Genomic DNA, 24,275 nt, shown 5'->3' with positions numbered 1-24,275 from the left:
TGAACATGCGGACTTCCTCGATCACGGCGCTGCTGCTCGGCGCAATCGCGATCACGTCGCCGGTTGGGGCGTTCGCCCAGTCGGCCCAGGTCAAGATCGACAGCGGCGAAATTCGCGGCAGCACCGAAGAGGGCGTTCAGAGCTGGAAGGGCATTCCGTTCGCCCAGCCGCCGCTCGCCGAACTGCGCTGGCGCGCGCCGCAGCCGGTCAAGCCGTGGAATGGCGTGCGCGAGACGACCCAGTACAGCAACGACTGCATGCAGATTCCCTTCCCGAGCGACGCGGCGCCGCTGGGCACCACGCCTGCCGAGGATTGCCTCTACGCGAATGTCTGGCGACCGGCGGGGGCCAAGGGCAAGCTGCCGGTGATGGTGTGGATCTATGGCGGCGGCTTCGTCAATGGCGGCGCGTCGCCGCCGACCTATGCCGGCGCCAATCTGGCGCGCGAGGGGATCGTCTTCGTCAGCTTCAACTATCGCCTGGGCCGGTTCGGCACCTTCGCCCTGCCGCAGCTGAGCGCCGAGAACCCTGACGGGGGCAGGCTCGGCAACTATGCGGCGATGGATCAGGTCGCGGCGCTGCAATGGGTGAAGCGCAACATCGCTGCCTTTGGCGGCGATCCGTCGAACGTGACGATCATCGGCGAGAGCGCCGGCGGCATGTCGGTGCACAACATGCTGACCTCGCCGCAATCCCAGGGCCTGTTCCAGCGCGCGGTGGTCATGTCGGGCGGCAACGGCCGGACCGAGGAGGCGAAGACGCTGGCGCAGGTCGAGCAGATCGGCGAGAATTTCGCGCGCCGTTACAATATCGATCCCAAGGCGCCCGATGCGCTGGCCAAGCTGCGCGCGCTGACTGCGGAGCAGGTCACCGACGGGCTGAGCATGATGGCGCGGGGCTCCGGACCGGAAACGGTCACCGGCCCGTTCCCCGACGGCAAGGTGCTGGTCGATCTGGACGAGGCCTATGCCTCGGGCAAGTTCGCTCGGGTGCCGGTGATCGTCGGCGCGACCAGCGCGGATATCGGCGGCAAGAGCGGCTTCATGGTCGCCGGCGCGCGCGAGGCCTCGGGCGTCTTCGCCGACCGGAAGGTCCCGATCTGGTATTACCGCTTTTCCTATGTCGCCCAATCGGTCTCGCAGCCGGGCGCGCAGCACGCAGCGGAGATCCCCTATTTCTTCGATAACACGTCGATCAAATACGGGTCGGCGACGACACCGCGCGATATCGAGATGGGCAAGCAGGTCAGCCGCTATCTGGTCAATTTCGTGAAGACCGGCGACCCGAACGGATCGGGCCTTCCCGCCTGGTCGAAATTCACCAAGGCCGGCGACGAAATGATGGACTTTTCGGAAGCCGGAAAGGCCGCGCCGCAGCGTGATCCCTGGGCTGCTGAGATCGACCGTGAAAAGGCGCGCATGGAGGCTGCCCGTGCCTCCGGCCATTACAGCAGCCTGACCACCCCGATCGGCGAGTTGCTGGACGATCCTGCGGCGAATGCGGTGCTCAAGACGCACCTGCCCGATTTCGTCGGCAACCCCCAGATCAACATGGCGCGCGGCATGACGCTGAACGCGATCAAGGGATATCTGCCGCAGGTGCTGACCGATGCAAAGCTGGAGGCGCTTGACGCCGATCTGGCGAAGCTGGCGCGCAAGACCCGTTGACCCCGGAGCCTGGTGCCGGCTGGGCCTTCGCCGAGCCGGCACCTTTTTTGGGCGCACGACTGCCGCAGCGAACGAGAGAAAGACTCCCATGAACATGAAGATCGCCACCCAGGCGCTTGCGAGCGTCGCGATCCTAGCCGCCGCGGTCACCCCGCTCGCCGCACCGGCGCAGCAGCAGGTCTCGAACGATCGCCCCTGGATGAATGCCCGGCTGGACGCCGATCGCCGGGTCGCGCTGCTCCTTCCGAAGATGACCCGTGACGAAAAGCTGACGCTGGTGTTCGGCTATTTCGCCACCGATTTCCCGATGAAGCAGCACAAGGCACCGGCCGCGGCACGAAACGGTTCGGCAGGCTATATTCCGGGCGTCCCACGCCTGGGCATCCCGCCGCAATGGCAGGCGGATGCGGGCATCGGTGTCGCCAGCCAGGGCGGGGCGCCGCGTAAATGGGAGCGGACCGGGTTGCCGTCGGGCCTGGCGACCGCCGCGACCTGGAACCCGGCGCTTGCCTTTGCGGCTGGTGCGATGATCGGCGAGGAGGCCCGCGCGTCCGGCTACAACGTGATGCTGGCCGGCAGCGTCAACCTGATGCGCGAGCCGCGCAACGGCCGCAATTTCGAATATGCGGGCGAAGACCCCTTGCTCGCCGGAACCATGGCAGGCGCGCATACGGCGGGCGTCCAGTCCAACCACATCATCTCCACCGTCAAGCATTTTGCGGTCAACGACCAGGAGACCGATCGCAACGCGGGCAATTCGGTGATCGACCCGGTTGCCGCGCGGATGTCCGACCTGCTGGCGTTCCAGATCGCGATCGAACGGGCGGATCCGGGTTCGGTGATGTGCGCCTATAACCGAGTCAACGGCATCTTCTCGTGCGAGCACCCCTGGCTGCTGACCCAGGTGCTGCGCAAGGACTGGGGCTTCAAGGGCTTCGTCATGTCCGACTGGGGCGGGACCCATTCGACGGCACCGGCGATCGCCGCCGGTCTGGATCAGCAATCGGGCTATCCTTTCGACAAGCAGCCCTACTTCGGTGCGGATCTGAACGCTGCACTGGACGCGGGCGAGGTGAACGAAGCTGCGCTCGACCAGATGGTGTCGCGCATCCTCTATGCCATGTTTCGCCACGGCCTGTTCGATCACCCGATCACTGCCGCGCCCGACGATCTGCCCGAGATGCTGCTGGCAAAGAGTGCGGCGACCGCCCAGCGCGATGCCGAGGAGGCACTGGTCCTGCTCAAGAACCGTGATGCGGTCCTGCCGCTGACGCCCGCGGTCAAGCGGATCGTCGTCATCGGCGGCCATGCCGACAAGGGCGTCCTGTCGGGCGGCGGTGCATCCTCGGTCCATCCCAGGGGCGGCAACGCCGTACCGGGGCTTAAGCCGACCTACTGGCCCGGGCCGGTCGTTTATTATCCGTCGTCCCCGGTCGAGGCGATGCGACGCCAGGCGCCGGATGCCGATATCCGCTTTATCGACGGTACCGATCCCGCCGCTGCTGCCACTGCCGCGCGCACTGCGGATGTCGCGATCGTGTTCGCCACGCAGTGGGCGGGGGAGTCGTTCGATGTCTCGCTGACGCTTGCCGACGGACAGGATGCCCTGATTGCGCGCGTCGCGGAGGCAAACCCCAGGACCGTCGTGGTGCTCGAGACCGGCGGACCGGTCTTCACCCCCTGGGCGGACAAGGTGGCTGCGGTTGTCGCCGCCTGGTATCCGGGGACCTCGGGTGGCCCGGCGATCGCCAATGTCCTGTACGGCAAGGTCAATCCGTCGGGACATCTTCCGGCGACCTTCCCGCGCAGCCTGGAGCAGCTGCCAAAACCCAGCGCCCCGAACAAGGGCGACACGGTCTACGGCGAAGGCGCGACGGTCGGCTATAAATGGTACGACCGGCAGGGGCACGAGCCTGCCTTCGCGTTCGGCCATGGCCTGTCCTACACCAGCTTCGGCTATTCGGGGCTGACGGCACGGGCGGCGCAGGGAACGATCTCGGCAAGCTTCACGGCGCGCAACACCGGCGACCGCCGCGGCAAGGACGTGATCCAGCTCTATGTGTCGGGTGAAGGCTGGGAGGCGCCCAAGCGACTGGGTGCATTCGAGAAGCTGGACCTTGCGCCAGGGCAATCCAGGCGTGTCACGCTGACCGTCGATCCGCGGCTGCTGGCGATGTTCGACGGCAAGACCAGTCGGTGGAAGGTTCGCGGCGGAACCTACCGGGTTATGCTGGGGACGTCCTCGCGGGATATCGTCCAGACCGTATCGGTAAAGCTGCCCGCGCGCGACCTCCCGGTCGGCTGGCGGTCCAAGTGACGTCGGGCCGATCAGAGTGTGTGCGCCGGACCCGTCCGCTTCTGGCCATGGGCATGTCGCGCCTTCGACATGAAGTGTCGGGCGAACGCGGCCGCTGCCGGGGGAAGCGTGCGGCCGGCGGGATAGGCCAGACCGATCGTGCGCGAGATTACCGGCTCGCGCAGCGGGCGCAGCTTCAGCCGGTTCGGCTGGAGCATCGTCGCGGCGGATTCAGGCAAGGCGGTGATGCCCAGTCCCGCCTCGATCAGCGATCGCACCGTCGCGAGCTGCGCGCATTCATAGAGCGGCTGGGCGGTGACGCCCGCCTTGATCAAGGCAGCGTCGGTGATCTCGCGGACACTGCTTCTGGGAGCCATGGCAATGAAGGGGTGCTCGCCGAAGATCGACCAGGTCGCGACCGTGCCGTCATCCAGCGGCCCGCCCTCCCGAACCGCCAGGACGACCGGATCCTCGAATAGCGGCTCGAAGATGAACTCGCCGCGCTCCGGCGGCGTCGTGATGGCCAGGTCGATCTGGCGTTCCTGCATCTGCTGGTACAGCGTTCCGGAAAGCTGGTCGCGAATGATGAGCTCGACATGGGGGTTGGAATTTCTGAAGCCCGCCATTGCGGTCGGAAGAAGGCCCGCGGCGATCGAGGGCAGGGCGCCAACGACAACGCGACCCCGCTCGCCTGCGAAGCTGAGCGCCAGTTCGGAAAAGGCGTGGTCGAAATCGGCGGTCAGCCGCTCGACGATCGGCAGCAGTGCCTCTCCCGCGCCGGTGAGCGTGACATTGCGCGAATTGCGATCGAACAGCTTTACCTCGAGATTTTCCTCGAGCAGCCGGATGGTCCGGCTCAGCGCTGGTTGGGAGAGGTTGGCGACGCGCCCGGTTTCGCTGAAACTGCGATTATGCGCGACCTGCATGAACAGGCGCAGGCTTGTCAGGCTTGGTTTGCGGGGCATCGGCGATCCAGCTGCTATCCGGGATATCAATCCGGCCTATTCATTCAGGAGATGGTCTATGGCTGTCAAGGCGGCGCAACTGCATCCCGCGCTGATCCATAACGAACATCGATGAATGGTTTCGATCTTTCGATAAATATTGATCGCCAATCAGGCTACTTCAAATTGGAATGGCTAGAGAAATTCGGAGAGGCTGCTCCATGTGCGCTATGGTTGAGGACGGACGGGGTGCGGAGCGATGCTGACATTGCTGAACGGGATCCGGGTCGTCGACCTGACCACTGTGGTGCTTGGCCCCTATGCGACGCGGTTGCTGGGAGATCTGGGCGCGGAGGTGATCAAGGTGGAACCGCTGTCGGGCGATATTTTCCGGTCGGTTCGCCCCGGACATAGCGACGAAATGGGCGCGGGGTTCATCAACGCCAACCGCAACAAGCGGTCGATCGCGCTCGACCTGCGCGATGGAGAGGCGCTGGCGGCACTGCACGCGATCATCGCCGGGGCGGATGTCGTGGTTCACAACATGCGACCGAAATCCGCGGAACGGCTAGGCGTCGGGTTCGAACAGCTTCGCGCGGTGAACCCGGGGCTGATCTACTGCTATGCCCCCGGTTTCGGACAGGACGGGCCGCTGGCCGACGAACCGGCCTATGACGACACGATCCAGGCGGTCTCGGGCCTGGCCTGGCTGAACCAGAACGCCGCCGGTGAGCCGCGCTTCCTGTCGACGATCATCGCGGACAAGGTCGGCGGCCTGCATCTGGCGATCAGCGTGCTCGCCGCGCTTGCGGCGCGCAATCGCGGCGGCGAGGCGGTGTCGATCGAGACGCCCATGTTCGAGAGCCTGGTCTCGTTCCTGATGGTCGAGCAGCTTGCCGGACGAAGCTTCGATCCGCCGCTGGGCGGTATCGGCTATGACCGGCTGCTGTCGCCCTATCGCAAGCCGTTTCGGACCGCCGACGGTTTCGTGTCGATCATCCCCTATAATGCCACGCACTGGATCGCGTTCCTGCGCCTGATCGGACGCGACGACCTGACCGACGACCCGCGCGTTACCGACAGTGTCGAGCGCAGCCGCAACATCGACATGCTCTACGCGCTGATCGAAGCGGCGACCCCGCATCGCACAACGGCAGCGTGGATCGAGCAGTTGAAGGCGCGCGACGTACCGTGCGCGCAGGTCAATCGGCTGGAGGATCTGTTCGAGCATCCGCACCTGCAGGCTGTCGGTCTGTTCGGACGTGAAGACCATCCGACGGAAGGGACGCTGAACGTAGTCCGGGCGCCGTTCCGCATCGCCGGCGAAGCGGCCGAGCCGGACCGGGCGACCCCGGTGCTGGGGCAAGATTCGCGTGCCCTGCTTGCCCGTGCAGGCCTGGCCCCGGCGGCGATCGATGCGCTGTTCCAGCGCGGGGTTGCGCTGGACGGGGCGGCGGAGGCCGCCGCATGAGGATCGTCAGTGCGGCGGCCATGATCGTGATGGCTGCGCCAGTGGCCGTCCATGCGCAGGTGCCCGCAGTCGCGCGCCTGCGGACCGATCTGAACCGGGCGGTGGCCGCGGGCGAGATACCCGGCGCCACGGTTGTCGTCATGCGCGGCGGGAAAGTGCTGGCCGACGTCACCACCGGTTGGGCCGATATTGCGAAGAAGCGCCCCCTGCGCCGGGACGCGATCTTTCGGCTCTATTCGATGTCGAAGCCGATCACCTCGGTAGCCGTGATGATGCTGGCCGAGCAGGGCCGTCTTCGCCTCGACGACCCGGTGTCGAAATACCTGCCCGAGCTTGCGGATGTGCGCGTCTATGTCTCGGGCGGGGTCGATGACATGGTGACCCGGCCGGTGCGCAGGCCGATGACGATCGAGGACCTGCTCACCCACCGATCGGGCATAACCTATCATTTCGCGGGCACGACCCCGGTGCATCTTTATTACCGCAAATATGGCGTCATGCGCGATACGCCCGTGGGTCGAATGCCAGGCGACGGCCCGCCTGCCCGGTCGCTCGACGAGCTTGTCGCCCGGCTCGGCAAGGCGCCCCTGCTGCATCAACCCGGCGAGACTTTCGCCTACAGCTATTCGACGACCGTGCTAGGCGCGGTGGTCCAGCGCGTGAGCGGCGAACGACTGGATCGCTATCTGCGGCGAACGATCTTCGCGCCGCTGGGGATGAAGGACACGGGCTTTCACATCTCCGATCGCCAGCTGCCTCGGTTCACGACCCTTTATGGTCCCGGCATGGTCGTCGTCGAGCGGCCCGAAGCGTCGGACTATCGTGATGCCACAAGGCTGCTCGACGGAGGCGGAGCGATCGCGGGGACTGCGGACGACTATCTGCGCTTTGCCCGGATGCTGGCAAATGGCGGTACGCTCAACGGCAGGCGGCTGCTCGACGCGCAATCGGTCGATGCGATGTTCGTGCCGCGCACGCCGATGGCCGGCATGGGGCCGCAGGCGATGCAGTTCGGCTACGGCTTCTCGATCGGCGACGCCAGCAGCGACGCATCGGGTGTTCAACCGGCGGGCACCGCAAGCTGGTCGGGATCAGGCAACACCTATTTCTTCGTCGATCGTCGGCGAAAGGCGGTCGCATTGCTGATGACGCACGTCCTTGGCAGTTCCGGAACGGTGCGCGCCAGCGTCAACCGCGCCGCGGTCGAACTGATCGGCAAGTGATGCTGGCGCTCGCCGGACTCGCCACGATCCTGATGGTGCTGGCGGCGATCCTGTCGAAGCGGCTGTCGGCGATCGTCGCCTTTCTGGTGATCCCCGTCGCCATGGCGCTGCTGCTGGGGCAGGGGCCGAATGTCGGCAAGTTCATGCTCGACGGCATGACGACGGTCGCGCCGATGGGCGCGCTGTTCCTGTTCGCAATCCTGTTCTTTGCGATCCTTGCCGATGCCGGGCTGTTCGCGCCGATGGTGCGCGCGATCGTCCGGATGACGCGCGATCATCCGCCGTTCGTGACGGTCGGCACCGCGGTGCTGGCGACGGTCGTCCAGCTCGACGGATCCGGGGCGGTTACATTCCTGGTGGTCGTGCCGGCGCTGCTGCCGGTCTATGATCGCTGCGGGATCGATCGGCGGGTGCTCGCCTGCGTGACCGCAATGGCGGCGGGTGTCGGCAACATGCTTCCCTGGGGCGGCCCGACCATTCGTGCGGCCACTGCGCTGCAGATGCCGGTCATGGACCTGTTTGGACCGATGCTGCCGGTGTGGGGCATCGGCACCGCGACGGTGCTCGGTTTCGCCTGGTGGCTTGGTCGAGGGCAGGTGGGCCGGACGCCGATCGGCATCGAACTCCCGGTGCCGGCGGACGCGGGACAGGACGCGGCGCCGTCGGCCGGATGGCGCTTCTGGGCCAACCTGGCGATGGCGATCGCGGTGCTTGCCGCGATGCTGCTCGAACTTCTCCCTTCGGCGCCTGCATTCCTGATCGGCACCGTGCTTGCGCTGATCGTCAATCATCCACGGCCCGATGATCAGCGCGACGTGATCGAGCGCCATGCGCCGCCGGCGATCACCATGGTCGCGATCCTGCTCGCGGCGGGTGCCTTTACCGGGATCATGAAGGGAACCGGCATGTTGTCGGCGCTTGCCCAGGCGGGCGCGGCGCTGCTTCCGGGCGGATCGGCCGAGCATCTGCCGGTCGCGCTGGCGATCACCTCGATGCCGCTCAGCCTGTTGTTCGATCCGGACAGCTTCTATTTCGGCGTCCTGCCCGTGCTTGGCGAGATCGGCCAGCATGGCGGCGTGCCGCCGGTCGAAATCGGCAGGGCGGCGATTCTGGGCCAGATGACCACCGGCTTTCCGGTCAGCCCGATGACCCCTGCGACCTTCCTGCTGGTCGGGCTGGCTCGGATCGAACTCGCCGATCACCAGCGCTTCACCATTCCCTGGCTGATGCTGGTCACGCTGGTGATGACCGCCGCCTCGTTGCTTCTGGGAGTCATCCGACTGTGACCGCAGCCATCGAACTCGTCGAAGTCTCTGCACGCGACGGCCTCCAGAACGAGACCGTCCTGCTGAGCACGGACCAGAAGATCGCGTTGATCCAACGGTCGCTGGCCGCCGGCTTCCGCCGCATCGAAGTGGCCAGTTTCGTCCATCCCCGGCGGGTGCCGCAGATGGCGGATGCCGAGGCGGTCTGTGCCGGACTGCCGCTGTTGGAGGGCGCCACCACGATCGGGCTGGTGTTGAACCGTCGGGGTGCCGAGCGGGCGCTTCTTACCCGCGTCGACGAGCTTGGCGCGGTGGCGAGCGCCAGCGACGGCTTCGGCATCGCCAACCAGGGCAGAACGTCCGACGAGACGGTCGAGGACGCGATCGGGATCGTCGAACTTGCCCGGTCGTCGGGCCGGCGCGCACAGGTGACGATCTCGGTCGCGTTCGGCTGTCCGTTCGATGGCGAGGTGCCGTCGGACCGGGTGGCGGCGATCGCGCGGCGTCTGGCCGGGGCGGGGCCGGTAGAGATCGCGCTGGGCGATACGATCGGCGTCGCCACGCCGGCCGATGTGGCGCCCACCCTGGCCGCAGTCCGGGCTGCAGCGCCGGGCCTGCCGATACGCTGTCATTTCCACGACACGCGCAACACCGCCGTGGCCAATGGCTGGACCGCGCTTCAGCATGGTGCGGCGACGCTGGACGGTGCCATCGGCGGGATCGGCGGCTGTCCCTTCGCGCCCGGCGCGACCGGCAACGTCGCGAGCGAGGATCTGCTTTACATGCTGGGGCGGGCGGGCGTCGCCACCGGCATCGATCTGGATGCCGTCATCGCCACCGCGCAATGGCTGTCCGAGGCGATGGGGCGTTCATTGCCCGGCCGGGTATCGCGGGCGCCCGCCTTTCCCGGGCGGCCCGTGTGAGGCCGGTCCGGATCGCTGCGGGTGTTTTGTCGCTCCTGTGCGCCGCGCCTGCGCTGGCCGCGCCGTGTCATGATCTCGGCTCGTTGCGCATCGATGGCCTGACGCTGCTTTCGGCTACCGCGATGCCGGTCGGCGAATTCAGGCCGGGACCGGTGACGGGTCCGGCGCCTGCGGGGATCGCGCTGCCGGCACATTGCCGGGTCCGCGCCGTGGCGACACCGGTTCGGGGTTCGCGGATCGGCTTCGAGCTGTGGCTGCCGGAACGGGGCTGGAACGGGCGGTTCAAGATGTATGGCAATGGCGGCTATTCGAGCACGCTCCCGCTCGGCCAGATGGCGCAGGGGCTGAAGGGCGGGTATGCCGTCGCCGGAACGGATACCGGCCATCAGGGCGACGATCCCGAATTCGCCGTCGGCCTGCCCGAGAGCATTGCCGACTGGGGCCACCGTGCGGTGCATCAGACGGTGCTGCATTCGAAGGCCCTGCTGTATCGCTTCTATGGACGTCCCGCCGCGCATGCCTATTTCGAGGGTTGCTCGACGGGCGGGCATCAGGCGTTGATGTCCGCGCAACGCTATCCACGCGATTTCGACGGCATCATCGCGGGTGCGCCGGGCAATAACCGGACCCGGCTCAACATCGGCTTTCTCTGGCAATTCGTCGCCAATCGGCGTCCCGGCACCAGCGATCCCATATTGACCGCGGCGAAGCTGCCCCTGCTCACCAAGGCCGCGCTCGACCAATGCGGGACGCCTGCCGAGCGCAGCCAGGGCTATCTCGAGAATCCGTTCTCGTGCCGGGTGGACCTGACGAAGCTGCAATGCGGCAGCGGCGACGAACCTGGCCACTGCCTGACGGCGGACGAGGGCGCGGCGGCAGCGCGCCTGTACCGAGGTGCGACGAACCCGCGGACAGGTGCTCGGCTCTACCCACCCTGGCTGCCGGGCAGCGAGCGGGGATGGGCGGGCTATTGGGCCGACCCGAGGGATCAGACCATGCCGGCGCGCTCCGGCTTCTTCAGATTCTGGGCGTTCAACGATCCGCGCTGGGACTGGCGCAGCTTCGACTTCGACCAGGCGGTGCGCCGCATCGATCCTGCGCTTGCAGGCAGGATCGATGCGGTCGATCCCGACCTGTCGGCGTTCGCCCGGGGCGGCGGGCGGCTGATCCTCTACCATGGTCTTGCCGATCCCGTGGTCAGCCCGTGGGACTTGCGTGCCTATTACGATGCGGTCGATCGCAGCAGCATGGGTCGCGCCGCATCCTTTTCCCGACTCTTCTTCGCGCCGGGGATGGGACATTGCGGCGGTGGGCCCACGCCCGATGCGGCCGCAACACAGGCCGCGCTTGAGCAATGGGTGGAGCAGGGGCGGGCGCCGACCCATCTGACGGCCGGTGCGCGCAATCTGTGCCCCTATCCCGCGATCGGCGGGGCGTGCCGCCCCTAGCGACAGCGACAGCGACATCATAGCGATCCACTTTTGTTATTGATCTATTGCCAAGTTCGATTTCCCAAAAGGATCGCTTAGCCGCTAGCGACGCGCTGCGGACCGTCGGCGCTCAAGCCGGCGGCGCGCTACTGGCGGCGCCGATGAAGAGCGCCGCAGTCAACAGGGGAAGGGGTGCCATGTCGGCGAAGTCGCGTATCCGTTTGCGTAGCGTTGCAAGCGTCAGTGTGTTCGTTCTGGCCATGATGTCGGGTGCAGCGGCCGCACAGGAGGTCGAGCAGGACCCGGTCGTTGCGGTGGAAGAGCCGGTGGGCGAGGTCGACGAGATCGTCGTCACGGGTACGGGCACCAACATCTCGGGCGTGAAGCCGGTCGGCAGCGAAGCCGTGGTCATGGACCGCGAAGCGATCCTGGCGACGGGCCGCAACAATGTCGCCGAGATCGTCCGAACGCTGCCCCAGCTCCAGAATCTCGGTTTCGACGAAGCGGCGACGGGCGCAAACGCTCATGCCGGCGGCAACGGCAATCGGGGCACGACGCTCAACCTGCGCGGCATCGGTTCGAACGCGACCCTGATCCTGGTCGACGGCCACCGCGTGGCACCGTCCGGCGCGGCCAATTCCTTCACCGATGCGGTCCAGGTTCCGGTCGCTGCGCTCGAGCGTGTCGAGGTCGTCGCCGACGGCGCATCCGCAATCTATGGCTCCGACGCGATTTCCGGCGTCGTCAATTACGTGCTGCGCAAGAAGATGAACGGCATCGAATTGGGCGGACGCTATAATTTCTCGAAATATAACGACGAATATGCGCTGAGCGCCACCGGCGGGACCTCCTGGTCGATCGGCGGCCGCGAGGGCAGCATCATCGTCGCCTATGAGCATTCGGAACGCACCGCGATCGCGCGCGGGAAGGTGCCCTATCTTCGCCAGGACCTGCGGCGTTATGGCGGGGCGGATTTCCGGATCGTCGGCAACGTGGCTTCGCCCGGCAACCCGGGCAACATCGTTGTTCCCTCCGGTCCGGGCGGCGCGCCCGGCGCACCCAATCCGGCCTTTCCGGAGGCGGGAGGCTATACCTATTACGCGATCCCGGCCGGCACGACCGGGATACCCAGCGTGGGGAGCCTGGTGCCGAACACCGCCAATCTCGTGGACCGTGCCGACTATGAGGACCTGCTGCCCCAGTCGAGCCGAGACCAGGTCGTCGCCTATCTGAACCAGGAGCTGACCGACACGATCAGCCTGTACAACCAGACCTTCTACAACGAACGCGAACTGTCCACGCGGACCTTTTTGCCGAACAATTCGTCCGCCTCGTCGTTCGACATCACCATCCAGCCCGGCACGCCCTACTATATTTCGGGGCTGCCGAATGTCGCGCCGGGCCAGTCCTATGTCGTCCAGTACAACCTGGCCGAACACGCCACCGACGCGCCCGACTTCATCAACATCAACCCCGACAAGACCCTGTCGACGACCACCGGACTGCGTGCACGGGTGGCCGGCGACTGGGAAGGGGAACTCTACTATACCTATGGTCAGAACCGGACCTGCGGCGTCTGCTACATCGGCAATTTCGTCAACGGCGAGTCCGACAGCGCGTTCAATGCGGCGGTCAACGCCGGGCTGATCAATCCCTATTCGGTCACCCCGCTGACGCGGTCGCAGCTCGATCTCGTCCTGGGCACCAATTTCCAGTACGCCCAGAATTATTTTCACGACAGTGTGCTGAAGTTCAACGGATCGCTTTTCGACCTGCCCGGGGGCACGGTGAAGGCTGCATTCGGCGGCGAATATACCTTCACCATCAACCGGCTGCAGAACGGTGCCTCGCGCGGGCCTCGGAACATCCTCGATACCGAGAATGATGCGAATTCCCGTCGTTCGCGTACCCAGTGGGCAGCGTTTGGCGAAGTCTATGTCCCGCTGGTGGGGGCGGAGATGGACGTGCCGCTGGTCCAGGAGCTCATCGTCAACGCAGCCGTACGCTACGATCATTATTCGGACTTCGGCGACACGGTAAATCCCAAGATCGGAATCGGCTGGAAGGTGAACCGCAGCCTGGCGCTGCGCGGCTCCTGGGGCACGTCGTTCAGGGCGCCGGGCATGCCGGAACTCGAGCCCGGCCTGTTCTCGGTCGCGGCCCAGATCCCGTTCTTTCCCAACAACAGCGGCCGGTCGGACATCGACCTGATTGCCGGCCAACCGTTCAGCAACGTGCTGCTGCGTCTGGGCGGTAATCCAGAGCTGAAGGCGGAAAAGGGCACGACCTGGTCGATCGGCGGCGATTTCACGCCGGAATTCCTGCCTGGTCTGCGGGTGTCGGCGACCTATTACAATATCGAGTACAAGGATCAGATCCTCGGCCCGCCGGCCGGCAACTATCTCGCCAATCCGGCAAATGCCTCGACCTATTCGCAGTTCATCATTCCGGTTCCCGCCCGGGCCGGCTGCGTCAACGGGTCGCCATCGACCTATGACCCGTCGCTCGCGCCGTTCCTCGAGAACTTCCTGTATGGCGGCGCCAGCATCACCGATCCCTGCGGCATCCGGGTGGTGCTGGACGGCCGGTACCAGAATGTCGCCTCTGCCGTTCAGAACGGCATCGACGTCCAGGCGAGCTATTCGGTCGACACCGGGATCGGCACGGTCCTGATCGGCGGCAACTTCACCAAGATCCTGAAGAACGAGCAGCGCCAGGCACCGGGCTTGCCGGCCTTCGACGCACTGGACCGGATCAACTATCCGATCAGTTTCCGCGCTCGCGGCAATCTCGGCTATGTGCGGGGCCCGTTCTCGGCCAATCTGTTCGTAAATCATGTCGGTGGCTATCTCAACGACCAGCCGCTCACGATCCGCAACGTCATCCAGCCCAACAGCGAGGTGCCCTCATGGACCACGTTCGATCTCAATCTGGGGCTCTCGTTCGGTGAAGACGCACGCTGGTCGTTCATGCGTGGAACGCGCCTGTCGGCGACCATCCAGAACCTGTTCGATGCAAAGCCGCCGATCGTCCTGAGCGGCGGCAGCGCGATCGATATGCGGAACGCGAATCCCTATGGCCCTATCGTTCAGCTCGCGCTGACGAAGACCTTCCGCTGAGGATCCTGGATCATGGACATGCTTGGAACGCTGGTCGCCGTTTCGGCACTGACACTCTCAGTGGCGGCGGGGGCGCAGACCGTCACGGTCGACGCCGGGAAGGTGTCGGGTGGCACGGCGGTGCTGGAGAAGGATCCGCTCGGCCCCACCATCGATGCCGCCCCGGCACCCACCCGCTGATCCGCAGGAGAATTTGATGCGCAAGTTGAAGCTCGCAGCCCTGATGCTCGCCGGTGCCGCGGCGATGACCGGCACGATGCAGCCGGTGGTCGCCCAGCAGGCGGCACCTTCGGCCAGGCCCTGGCTGAATACCCGGCTGACCGCCGAGCAGCGCGCCGATGCGCTGCTCGCGGCGATGACGCTGGAGGAGAAGGCCGGCCAGGTCTCGCAGCAATTCATGTTCGGCGCGCCCGAGCAATTTGCCGGTCAGGTCCGCGATGCCAAGGTCGGTTCGCTGCTGTTCGTCACCGATCCCGCGGTGATCAACCGGTTGCAGAAGATCGCCGTCGAGGAAAGCCGGCTGAAGATCCCGCTGATCTTCGGCTATGATGTCATCCACGGCTTCCGCACGATCTTCCCGGTGCCGCTGGCCAATGCCGCGTCGTGGGACCCCGCCAATATCGAGCGGGCCCAGTCCGTGGCAGCGGCCGAGGCGCGCGCGGTCGGTATCCATTGGGCCTTCTCGCCGATGCTCGACATCGCGCGGGACCCGCGCTGGGGCCGGATCGTCGAGGGACCGGGCGAGGATCCGTTCCTGGGCGCGGCGATCGCCCGCGCGCAGGTCCGCGGCTTCCAGGGTCCGTCGATCGGGACGCCCGGCCGGATCATCGCCGGCCCGAAGCATTTCGCCGGCTATGGCGCGTCGGAGGGCGGTCGCGACTATGATGGCGTCTATCTGTCCGACGCCCAGCTCTACAACGTGATCCTGCCGCCCTTCGCCGCGGCGGTGGAGGCCGGCGCCGGCAACGTCATGAGCGCCTATATGGACCTCAACGACGTGCCCGCGGTCGGCAACAAATGGCTGCTGACCGACGTGCTGCGGCGCCAGATGGGGTTCAAGGGCTGGGTCGTGTCCGACGCCAACGGCACCAAGAACCAGGTCGTCCAGAATTTCGCGAAGGACAATGCCGACGCCGCGGTGCGCAGCATCGCCGCGGGCAACGACATGGAGATGTCGTTCGGACCTGCCGCCTCGGCCGAGACGCTGGCCGCCTCGGTCCGCTCGGGCAAGCTGCCGGTGGCGACGCTGAACACCGCCGTGCGCCGCATCCTGATCGCCAAGTTCAGGATGGGCCTGTTCGAGGCGCCGTTCGTCGACGAGGCCAAGGCTGCCGCCACCCTGGCCGACCCGACGCACCGCGACGCGGCTCAGGCCGCCGCAGAACGCGCGCTGGTGCTGCTCAAGAACGACGACAACACGCTGCCGCTGACCCCCGGCGCGCACAAGCGGATCGCGGTGATCGGCGCGCTTGCCGATTCCAAGCGCGACATGCTGGGCCCCTGGTCGTTCCAGTACGACCTGCCGGAGACGGTGACGCTGGTCGAGGGTATCCGTACCCGGTTGGGAGACTCGGTGAACGTCGAGACCGCGCCCGGCATCCAGTTCCGCCGCAACGTGCCGTCGATGTTCGAATCGATCACCATCCCGGGCCAGGCGAAGAAGGAGCCGCGCTGGGACGAGGCGCGCGCCGACAGCGAATTCGACCGGGCGATCGACCTGGCGAAGAAGTCGGACCTGATCATCCTGACGCTGGGCGAGGCCGAGGACATGAGCGGCGAGGGTGCCTCGCGCTCCGACCTGAAGCTGCCCAACGGCCAGCTGCGGCTGTTCCAGGCGGCGGTCGCCACCGGCAAGCCGCTGGTGGTCGTGACGATGAGCGGCCGCCCGGTCGAACTGGGCGAGGTGATCGAGAAGGCGCCGGCCATCCTCCATGCCTGGTATGGCGGCACCCGCGGCGGCAATGCCATCGCCCGCGCGCTGTTCGGCGACGTCAATCCGGGCGGCAAGCTGCCGGTCACCTGGCCACGCACCGCCGGGCAGGTCCCGATCTATTATGCGCACAACACCAGCCACTCGCCCAAGGAACAGGGCAAGCGTTACTGGGACATCCCGGCGACGCCACAATATGAGTTCGGCTATGGCCTGAGCTACACCTCGTTCGAGATCGGTGCGCCGGTCACGTCGGGCAGCGTCACAGCGGCGGGCAAGGTCACGGTGACGACGACGGTCGCCAATACCGGCCAGCGCGTCGGCGACGAGGTGGTCCAGCTCTACATCCACCAGCGCGCGGGCCGCGCCTCGCGCCCGGTACGCGAGCTCAAGGGGTTCCAGCGGGTGACGCTGCGCCCCGGCGAGCGCCGGACGCTCAGCTTCACGCTCGACGAGTCCAGCGTGAAATACTGGAACGCCGCAGTGAAGGACTGGGTGGTCGATCCCGGCACCTTCGACGTCTGGGTGGGATCGAGCTCCAACGCCGACGCGCACGCGACCTTCACCGTCGGTGGCGCACCGCGCACGGTCAAGGGCTGGTAACCGGGGGGCGCCGCCTGCGGGCGGCAACCAGCAGGGGAGGGCGGGTCACCCGCCCTCCCTTTTGCGCCGAGCCCGTTCAGGCCGTTGGCTCGGATATGGTTTCGACCGACCGCCTCCACCAAGGTGGCCGATCATATCGGTGTGAATGCTCTTGGCGGGTGGATGGCCATTATCGGCCCTACACCGACGCGCTGCACGAGATTTTCGAGAAGGACGGCGCGGCGATCAGCAGACAGTCAGCCGCGCGTGAAGCTGTCCAATAGCGTTGCCCGCATCCTGGCGGCGGTCGTGGCGTCGGGCGGGCCGAGCACGCCCTTCGCGTCATCGGGCAGGTGCGCCGCCGGATCGCCATTGCGGCGGAAGACGAAGTGATCGAACAGCAGTCGGTACACCTCCCGCTGGTCGCTCGACAGCGACCCGATCGTAACCAGCGCGTGCAACAACGCGTCGTACGGGTTGCCCATCTCGACTGGCGCCGGATTCCACCAATAGTTGACGAACGCATTTACCGGCTCGAGCGATTCCACCGCGTGCCACCAGTGAAATGGAATATAGATCGCATCGCCGGGTCCGAGGATCGCCGATTGCGCGACCCTGGCTGCGTTCACGAAACGCGGAAAGCGTTCGAGATCGGGCGCATCGGGATCGACCAGGCTGATCGGTGTCCCCGCAGGCGTCAGTTCGAGAGGTCCCATGTACAGGTTGGCGATCTGATCGGGCGGAAACAGGGTGAACTTGCGGCGGCCCATCACGACCACGCCGATATTTTCCATGAGGTCATAATGCGTCGCGACGCGGATGGCGTTGCCCAGCCAGATGCGCGGTACGACATCGGACGACATCAGGCTGATCGGATTCTCCGCCATGAACCCCGGCAGTATGTCTGGCAGCGGTACGGATTGTATCGCCATCGCATAGGGCCGTGGACTGTCCCGGTCCCGCAGGAGGCGGTCGAGAAACGGGGGCAGAGGGGTCTGCCCCCGTACGAAGTTCAACCCCTTCAGATCGGGCGTGTAGAAGAATCGGCCCGCGATCTCCGGTTCGCCCAGTATCGCCGCCACCGCTCGCATGTCGCTGAACTGCTTCAGATAGTCGATGCCGCGCTCGGTGGAGTGGCACGCCGCATGCACCGACGGCCAATCGCTCGCCAGGTTGCGCAGCACGATCGGTCGTGCGGCAGGCCGCACTTCCTTTTCGAATGTAAGACGATCGATGCGCTCGATTTCGGGAAGCGGCGCGTAATTCATCGCGCGGAGACGAGACCCATGGGCGCGCAGCCGATCTGTCGGAGATACTCGTCCTGATGCGGCATCAGCGATGCGGTGTCCTCGATGACCTGGCGGATATGCCCAAGCCGCTTCAACGTTTCCGCATCCGAAAGCAGATCGGCGGCGGGGTGGTACCCGCCTGCTTCAACGCCCTGGCCGACCATCACCGAGAGCCAACTCGTCTCGGTGAACAACTCCTGCCCGTCGCGGAAAATCCTGCCGTTGGCGCGAAAGATTTCGAGTTTGCTCGCAAGGCCCGGCGGCGGTTCCAGCGTCCGGCAGAGGTTCCAGAAGGGCGTGTCGCTCCGTTCGGTAGCCTTGTAGTGGAGGATGAGGAAGTCGCGGATGTCGAGATATTCGGTTACGTGCGCGGCATTGAAACGGTCGATCTCCACCTGATCGAAGCGGCGCGTCGGCCAATAGGCGAGCAGCCGGGCGATGGCGGACTGGACAAGGTGAATGCTGGTCGACTCCAGCGGCTCGAGGAATCCACCGGCAAGTCCCAGGGCGACGACATTGCCGACCCATGCCCGGCGGCGGTGCCCCGCCGTGAAGCGCAACTGTCGGGGATCGGCAATCGGGGCGCCGTCGAGGTTCGCAAGCAAGGTCGCGACCGCCTCGTCGTCGGAAATATAATGGGAGGCGTAGACATAGCCGTTACCGATTCGATGCTGGAGCGGAATACGCCATTGCCAGCCGGCGCCACGGGCGGTCGAACGCGTCAGCGGTTGACGGTCGCCGCCCTGCTCGCACGGCACCGCCACCGCCCGGTCGCAGGGGAGCCACCGGCTCCAGTCCTCGAACCCGGCGGCCATCGCACCTTCGATCAGCAGCCCCCGAAACCCCGAGCAGTCGAGGAACAGATCTCCCTCGATGCGGGCCCCGGATTGCAGCAGCACGGCTGCCACATGACCCGTTTCCGGGTTCCGTTCGACCTCGACGATCCGCCCCTCGATGCGCCTGACGCCGTCAGTCTCCGCACGTTTGCGAAGGAAGCGGGCATATAGTCCGGCGTCGAACTGGAACGCGTAGCCGAGCTTGGACAAGGGGGAGTTTGGCTGGTCCGGACGGGGATGGGCGAAGCGTCCCTGCAAGCCGCCCACGATGCCCAGCGAATAGCTGTCGAGCGGCGTCTCGTCGCCCAGTGCCCGGCCCTTGAGCCAGAAATGGTGGAACTCGATCCCCTTCATGTCGAGGCCGTAGAAGCCGAACGGATGGACGTAGCGGTGGCCGGGTCTCACCCATTCGACGAACTCGATGCCCAGCTTGTAGGTCGCGCGGGTCTCGCGGACGAACTCCGCCTCGTCGATGCCCAGCATCTTGTTGAACAGGACGATCTGCGGAATCGTGGCTTCCCCGACTCCGACCGTGCCGATCTCTTCGGATTCGACGAGCGCGATCGACAGTCCGGGCACGTCGCCCATGATCCGCGCGATCGCTGCCGCAGCCATCCAGCCGGCGGTGCCGCCGCCGATGATCACGACGCGACGGATCGCATCTTCCTTCACAACGGGTTCGCCGAAAAATTGAACGGGGTTTCAGATTCGAACGAGAAGGTTGGTGCTCCCTGCACGTCGGTGGCGGCTGCCGCCGGAGTCGCAAGCGTAGCGCCGCTGTGCCGCAGGAACTCGGCGTGCGTCGGCAACTGGGCGGCGACCTGAAGATAGTCCAGGCGCATCTGTTCCATCGCGTCAGCGACCTTCGCCTCGTCAAGTGCATCGGCGGCGGGTTCATGTTCGGCAGGCACGATGTGCTGGCCCAGGCAGACCGCAACCCAACTGGTCGTGGCGAACAGCTCCAACCCTTCGCGGAACAGCCGGCCCTTGGCGCGAAACAGGTCCATCTTGCGCTGCAGGCTGTCGGGAACCTCCATCGTCCGGCAGCGGTCCCAGAAGGGCGTGTCGCTCCGTCGCGTCGCCTTGTAGTGAAGGATCACGAAGTCACGCACATCCTCGTAGAGATCGCACATCTGGCGGTTATACTCGTCACGCTCGACCGGATTGAAGCGGCGATCGGGGAACAGCGCGATCAACTTGGCGATGCCGGACTGGACGAGGTGGATCGACGTCGATTCAAGCGGCTCGACGAATCCGGACGAAAGCCCCAGCGCTACGACATTGCGGTTCCAGCCAAGCCTCCGGCGGCCGGTCCGGAAGGAGAGGTGGCGAGGCTCGGCCAAGGGTTCGCCCTCGAGATTGGCGAGCAATTCCTTCTCGGCGGCCTCGCCGGTCATGAACTCGCTGCAATAGACCAGGCCGTTCCCCATCCGCTGCTGCAATGGAATGCGCCATTGCCAGCCGGCGCCGCGCGCTGTCGCCCGGGTGAAGGGATCGGGGTCCCCGCTATAGCGACTTGGAACCGCTACGGCACGGTCACAGGGCAGCCACTGGCGCCAGTCCTCATATCCGGTGGCAAGCGCCTCCTCGATCAGGAGCCCCCTAAACCCCGAACAATCGACAAATAAGTCGCCCCCGACCGACTCCCCGTTCTCGAGCGTCACTGCGGAGACATGGCCGTCCCCGGGTCGCAAGACGACATCGACGATCTTGCCCTCATTCCTTCGGACGCCATTTGCCTCGGCATAGCGCCGCAGGAAGCGAGCATAGAGCGCGGCGTCGAAATGAAATGCGTAAAGCAGGTCCTTCACCGCCGATTGGGCGCCCTGAGCAGGGCGGGCGAACTTGCCCGCCTGTGCGGCGACCGCGCTCATCGACCAGGCGGAGATGTCCTGCAACACGCGACGTTTGCGTTCGCGGAGATAAAGCTGATGGAAGTGGACACCGCCAAGATCATGGCCGTGAGAGCCGAAAGGGTGAAAATACCGTTCGCCGATATCGCCCCAGCCTTCAAATTCGATTCCCAGCTTATAGGTGGCGCCGGTTTCGCGGATGAACTCATTCTCATCGATTCCGAGCATCCGGTTGAACGTGATAAGCGGCGGGATGGTCGCCTCGCCGACACCGACGGTTCCGATCTCTTCCGATTCGACGAGCGTGATGCGCGTGACGCCGTTGTTCAGGAAGCGCGAGAAGGCGGCAGCGGCCATCCAGCCGGCGGTGCCGCCGCCTACGATGACGACGTCGCGGATCATGTGTTCGTTCATCGGGAAATCCGTCTCATTTGCACCGCGTGGTGATCGGTGGCGGTGGGAAATCGGGGGAGCTCTCGTTCAATCGTCGTGCGGAAGCCGGCCATGGCAGCGTCCGAATGGTCGGGCCGCGTAGCCTCGATCAGAGCATCGACCCGGCGAGGGATCACGCCCTGACCGAGCAGGATGGCGAGCCAACTGTCGCGCGAGAAAGTTTCTTCCTCGAAGAACGGCAGGCGACCGCGTTCGGTGAACAGCTCGAGCGTGCGGGCCAGACTCTCCGGCAGTTCGGCGCGGGATTGCCAGAAGGGTTCCGGACGGCGCGCTGCGCCATAATGACACAGTACGAAGTCGCGGACGCGACTGACCTCGGCGCCGGCCTGGCGATTATAGTCGGCAATCTCGAGAGGGTGGCAATCCCGTCCGGTCATCATCGACACAATCCGGTCGATCGCGCTGTGAGCCAGGTGGAGATTGGTCCATTCGAGGGGCTCGATGACTGTTGCGGCATCGCCGATCGCCACGCAGTTCCGGGCCCACGGCGTTGTTCGGCACCCCTGGCTGAACGCGACCGGAGTGGCGGTATCGGTCGCGTCCGCATCCACCAGAAGCCGGCGTGCGTCCTCGTCTTCCAGGGCGGCACTGGAATAGCAAAGCCCGTGGATCGTCTTGCCGATCGCGGACGTCCGCCAGCGCCATCCGCCGGCCAGAGCTGTCACATGATCAAGCGCTGCAGGCGCGCTACCCGGCCCGACTGCGCGAACCAGGCGGTCGTTGCGTAACCAGGGAGTCCAATCTTCCCATTCGGCATCGATGGTGTCGCGCAGAAGGCCATCGGGTCCCGAAGCGTCGATGAACAGGTCCGCCTCGACCGAGCCGCCATGCTCCAGTATCACCTGACCGATGAAGCCGTCGGCGCTGCGCAACTGAACCGTCGACAGGACGCCTTCGTGGATGACCACGCCCAGATGGGCGGCGAAGGCGCGGAGCATCGCGCGGTAGCGCTCCAGGTCGAGCACAAGTCCGATCTGGATGTCCGCGAAAATGGAGCCTAGCTCCGGCTCGGTCCCGACCAGCCGGCCCGCGTTTGCAAGCATCGCAGCCGGCGAGTGCGTGTCATAGGGCGCCGCGGTGCCCATGCGGGCAGCGCGGACCCAATGATGATGAAATGACGCGGTTCCGAAGGGGCGCCCATAGGGCCCATATGCGTGGACGTAAGGCGGTAGTCCCTGCGCCCATCCCTCGAAACGCGTACCCAGCCGCCAGCTGCTGCCTGCGCGCAGTACCGCATCATCTTCTCGAAGCCCCAGATCGTCGTGGAAGCCGATGATCGACGGCAGCGTGTTCTCCACCCGATCGGCGAGCGCATTGGGCGGAACCGCTATGGGCAGGATCGATACTTGCAAGGCAGGAACGCGCCGCTTCAGCGCAACCGCCGCGGACCAGCCGACGATACCGCCGCCAATGATTGCGACGCTGCGCATCGGCTCATCGAGCGTCATCACGCCGCCGCGGGCATCGGACAATAGCGCGCCAGATAGGCGAGGTGATCCGGCATGCCGGCGACGGTCGCGTGGATCTCGTCGCGCAGTTGCGCCAGGCCCGCTACCAGGCTCTCGATCGACGGCCCGGACGCGCGCGGATCATATCCTGCGGGCATGACCCGCTGGCCGAGATAGACCGAGACCCAGCTCGCATCCAGGAACGCGCCCTCGCGATATTTCACGACGCGGCCGCGGCGCCGGAACAGCTCGATCTTCTCGGCCAGGCTGTCGGGGATCTGCATGGTGCGAACGTAATTCCAGAAGTCGGAATCGTCCCGCTCGGTTGCGTGATAATGCAGGATCAGGAAATCGCGAACGCGATCATATTCCATGTCGACGACGCGATTGAACTCGTCGCGATCGAGGGGCGAGATGCGGCGCTCCGGAAATAGCTCCACCAGCGCCGTGATTGCCTGCTGGACCAGATAGATGCTGGTCGATTCAAGGGGCTCGAGAAAGCCGCTGGCCAGTCCGATCGCGACAACATTATGCGACCAGCTCCGCTCGCGACGCCCTGCCTGAAAACGCAGAATGCGAGGATCTGCCAATGGCGTGCCCTCCACCACCGCTCCGATCGCGTCCATCGCAGCCTGCTCGGAGGCGAAGGCGCTCGAAAAGACATAGCCGTTTCCGGTGCGGTGCTGGAGAGGAATACGCCAGCGCCAACCTGCGGGCATCGCCACGGCGCTGGTGTACGGCGTGACTGCGGTAGTGGTGCGGCACGGCAAGGCAGCGGCCCGGTCCGCAGGCAGCCATCGCGACCAGTCCTGAAACCTCTCTCCTAGCGCCTTGCCGATCAGGAGCGCGGCGAAGCCCGAGCAGTCGATGAAGAGGTCTCCCTCTATCCGTCTGCCGTCATCGAGGACAAGCGCAGTCACATCGCCGCTCTCTCCCTCTCGCGTGACGTCGACGATCCTGCCTTCGGTACGTCGCGCGCCCAGGGCCTCTGCGAAACGGCGCAGATAGGGCGCGAACGCAACTGCGTCGAATTGATAGGCATAGCCGAATGTGGAGGCGATCTGGCGCTGATCCCGTGAGGGCGGGGCGAAGCGGTTCGCTCGCGCCAGCGTACATGCCATCGAAAACGCCTCGATGGGAGGGAGATCCACCCCTGCCCGCACCAGCCGCATGTAATAGTGATGGAACTGGACGTCGCCGACACCGCGTCCGAAGGTGCCGAACGGATGGATATAGCTGTCGCCGATCCGTGCCCAGTCGCGGAACTCGATGCCAAGCTTGATCGTCGCGCGAGTCGTCGCCATGAATTCGGCCTCGACGATGCCGAGGCGCTCGTTGAAGGCACGGATATGCGGCAAGGTTGCCTCACCCACGCCGACGATCCCGATCACCTCCGACTCGACGACATGAACCTCGCAACGCTCGGGCAACAGCTTTGCGAGTGCGGCTGCAGTCATCCAGCCGGCGGTTCCGCCTCCCACCACGATCACGCGCTGCCGATTCGGCCCCGCCATGCGCCCGTCTCCATATCGTGGGGTGCTCGCGA

16 protein-coding genes are annotated in these 24,275 nt (G+C 65.8%); 10 read left to right on the top strand and 6 right to left on the bottom strand.

The genetic code is table 11. The features are described 5' to 3' along the window. Positions 1–5 precede the first annotated feature (5 nt). The gene (locus TPR58_RS02175; protein WP_346244955.1) at positions 6–1,667 is read left to right on the top strand and encodes a carboxylesterase/lipase family protein; all 1,662 of its coding nucleotides are present in this window, start codon (positions 6–8) and stop codon (positions 1,665–1,667) included. 88 nt (positions 1,668–1,755) lie between these two features. Next, a complete protein-coding gene (locus TPR58_RS02170) occupies positions 1,756–3,984 on the top strand; it encodes a glycoside hydrolase family 3 C-terminal domain-containing protein (RefSeq protein WP_346244954.1) in 2,229 nt (742 codons plus the stop codon). A gap of 11 nt (positions 3,985–3,995) precedes the next feature. On the opposite strand, the gene TPR58_RS02165 is transcribed toward TPR58_RS02170, so the two are convergent. After that, positions 3,996–4,928 carry a LysR family transcriptional regulator gene (locus TPR58_RS02165; RefSeq protein WP_346244953.1) on the bottom strand — a complete coding sequence of 311 codons (933 nt, stop codon included), beginning with the start codon at positions 4,926–4,928 and terminating at the stop codon, positions 3,996–3,998. 238 nt (positions 4,929–5,166) lie between these two features. On the opposite strand from TPR58_RS02165, the gene TPR58_RS02160 reads away from it, so the two are divergent. The 8 genes from TPR58_RS02160 to bglX all read left to right on the top strand — a co-directional run bounded on the left by TPR58_RS02160 (position 5,167) and on the right by bglX (position 16,871). Continuing rightward, positions 5,167–6,378, top strand: coding sequence for a CaiB/BaiF CoA transferase family protein (locus TPR58_RS02160; protein WP_346244952.1), 1,212 nt, complete (start codon positions 5,167–5,169; stop codon positions 6,376–6,378). Beyond that, entirely contained in the window at positions 6,375–7,601 is a 1,227-nt protein-coding gene (locus TPR58_RS02155; RefSeq protein ID WP_346244951.1) for a serine hydrolase domain-containing protein, read from the top strand. Before TPR58_RS02160 ends, TPR58_RS02155 begins: the two co-directional genes overlap by 4 nt. Then, complete coding sequence (locus TPR58_RS02150) at positions 7,601–8,887, top strand: CitMHS family transporter (protein ID WP_346245122.1); 1,287 nt, start codon at positions 7,601–7,603, stop codon at positions 8,885–8,887. Before TPR58_RS02155 ends, TPR58_RS02150 begins: the two co-directional genes overlap by 1 nt. Then, a complete protein-coding gene (locus tag TPR58_RS02145; RefSeq protein ID WP_346244950.1) occupies positions 8,884–9,789 on the top strand; it encodes a hydroxymethylglutaryl-CoA lyase in 906 nt (301 codons plus the stop codon). The genes TPR58_RS02150 and TPR58_RS02145 overlap by 4 nt, the downstream gene beginning before the upstream one ends. Before the next feature lie 83 nt (positions 9,790–9,872). Continuing rightward, a complete protein-coding gene (locus TPR58_RS02140; protein ID WP_346244949.1) occupies positions 9,873–11,237 on the top strand; it encodes a tannase/feruloyl esterase family alpha/beta hydrolase in 1,365 nt (454 codons plus the stop codon). Between the two features lie 227 nt (positions 11,238–11,464). Then, complete coding sequence (locus TPR58_RS02135; protein WP_346244948.1) at positions 11,465–14,338, top strand: TonB-dependent receptor plug domain-containing protein; 2,874 nt, start codon at positions 11,465–11,467, stop codon at positions 14,336–14,338. A 12-nt stretch (positions 14,339–14,350) separates the two neighbouring features. Continuing rightward, positions 14,351–14,518, top strand: coding sequence for a hypothetical protein (locus tag TPR58_RS02130; protein ID WP_346244947.1), 168 nt, complete (start codon positions 14,351–14,353; stop codon positions 14,516–14,518). A 16-nt stretch (positions 14,519–14,534) separates the two neighbouring features. Beyond that, the gene (gene bglX, locus TPR58_RS02125) at positions 14,535–16,871 is read left to right on the top strand and encodes a beta-glucosidase BglX (protein WP_346244946.1); all 2,337 of its coding nucleotides are present in this window, start codon (positions 14,535–14,537) and stop codon (positions 16,869–16,871) included. Positions 16,872–17,107: 236 nt separating this feature from the next. On the opposite strand, the gene TPR58_RS02120 is transcribed toward bglX, so the two are convergent. From TPR58_RS02120 to TPR58_RS02100, 5 genes are read right to left on the bottom strand one after another with little or no spacing between them, the layout of a single operon-like run. Beyond that, positions 17,108–18,118 (bottom strand): cupin-like domain-containing protein, encoded by a 1,011-nt coding sequence (locus TPR58_RS02120; protein ID WP_346244945.1) that lies wholly within the window; start codon positions 18,116–18,118, stop codon positions 17,108–17,110. Beyond that, a complete protein-coding gene (locus TPR58_RS02115) occupies positions 18,115–19,647 on the bottom strand; it encodes a tryptophan halogenase family protein (protein ID WP_346244944.1) in 1,533 nt (510 codons plus the stop codon). Before TPR58_RS02115 ends, TPR58_RS02120 begins: the two co-directional genes overlap by 4 nt. Then, complete coding sequence (locus TPR58_RS02110) at positions 19,644–21,242, bottom strand: tryptophan halogenase family protein (protein ID WP_346244943.1); 1,599 nt, start codon at positions 21,240–21,242, stop codon at positions 19,644–19,646. Before TPR58_RS02110 ends, TPR58_RS02115 begins: the two co-directional genes overlap by 4 nt. Next, on the bottom strand, positions 21,239–22,753 hold the full coding sequence (locus TPR58_RS02105; protein ID WP_346244942.1) for a tryptophan 7-halogenase: 1,515 nt from the start codon (positions 22,751–22,753) through the stop codon (positions 21,239–21,241). Before TPR58_RS02105 ends, TPR58_RS02110 begins: the two co-directional genes overlap by 4 nt. After that, a complete protein-coding gene (locus TPR58_RS02100; protein ID WP_346244941.1) occupies positions 22,729–24,243 on the bottom strand; it encodes a tryptophan halogenase family protein in 1,515 nt (504 codons plus the stop codon). Before TPR58_RS02100 ends, TPR58_RS02105 begins: the two co-directional genes overlap by 25 nt. Between the last annotated feature and the right edge of the window lie 32 nt (positions 24,244–24,275).

The organism is Sphingomonas rustica (assembly GCF_039652585.1).
Taxonomy (GTDB): domain Bacteria; phylum Pseudomonadota; class Alphaproteobacteria; order Sphingomonadales; family Sphingomonadaceae; genus Sphingomonas; species Sphingomonas rustica.
The sequence above is the reverse complement of the archived record's forward strand: the minus strand, read 5'-3'. Positions and strand labels throughout refer to the sequence as shown.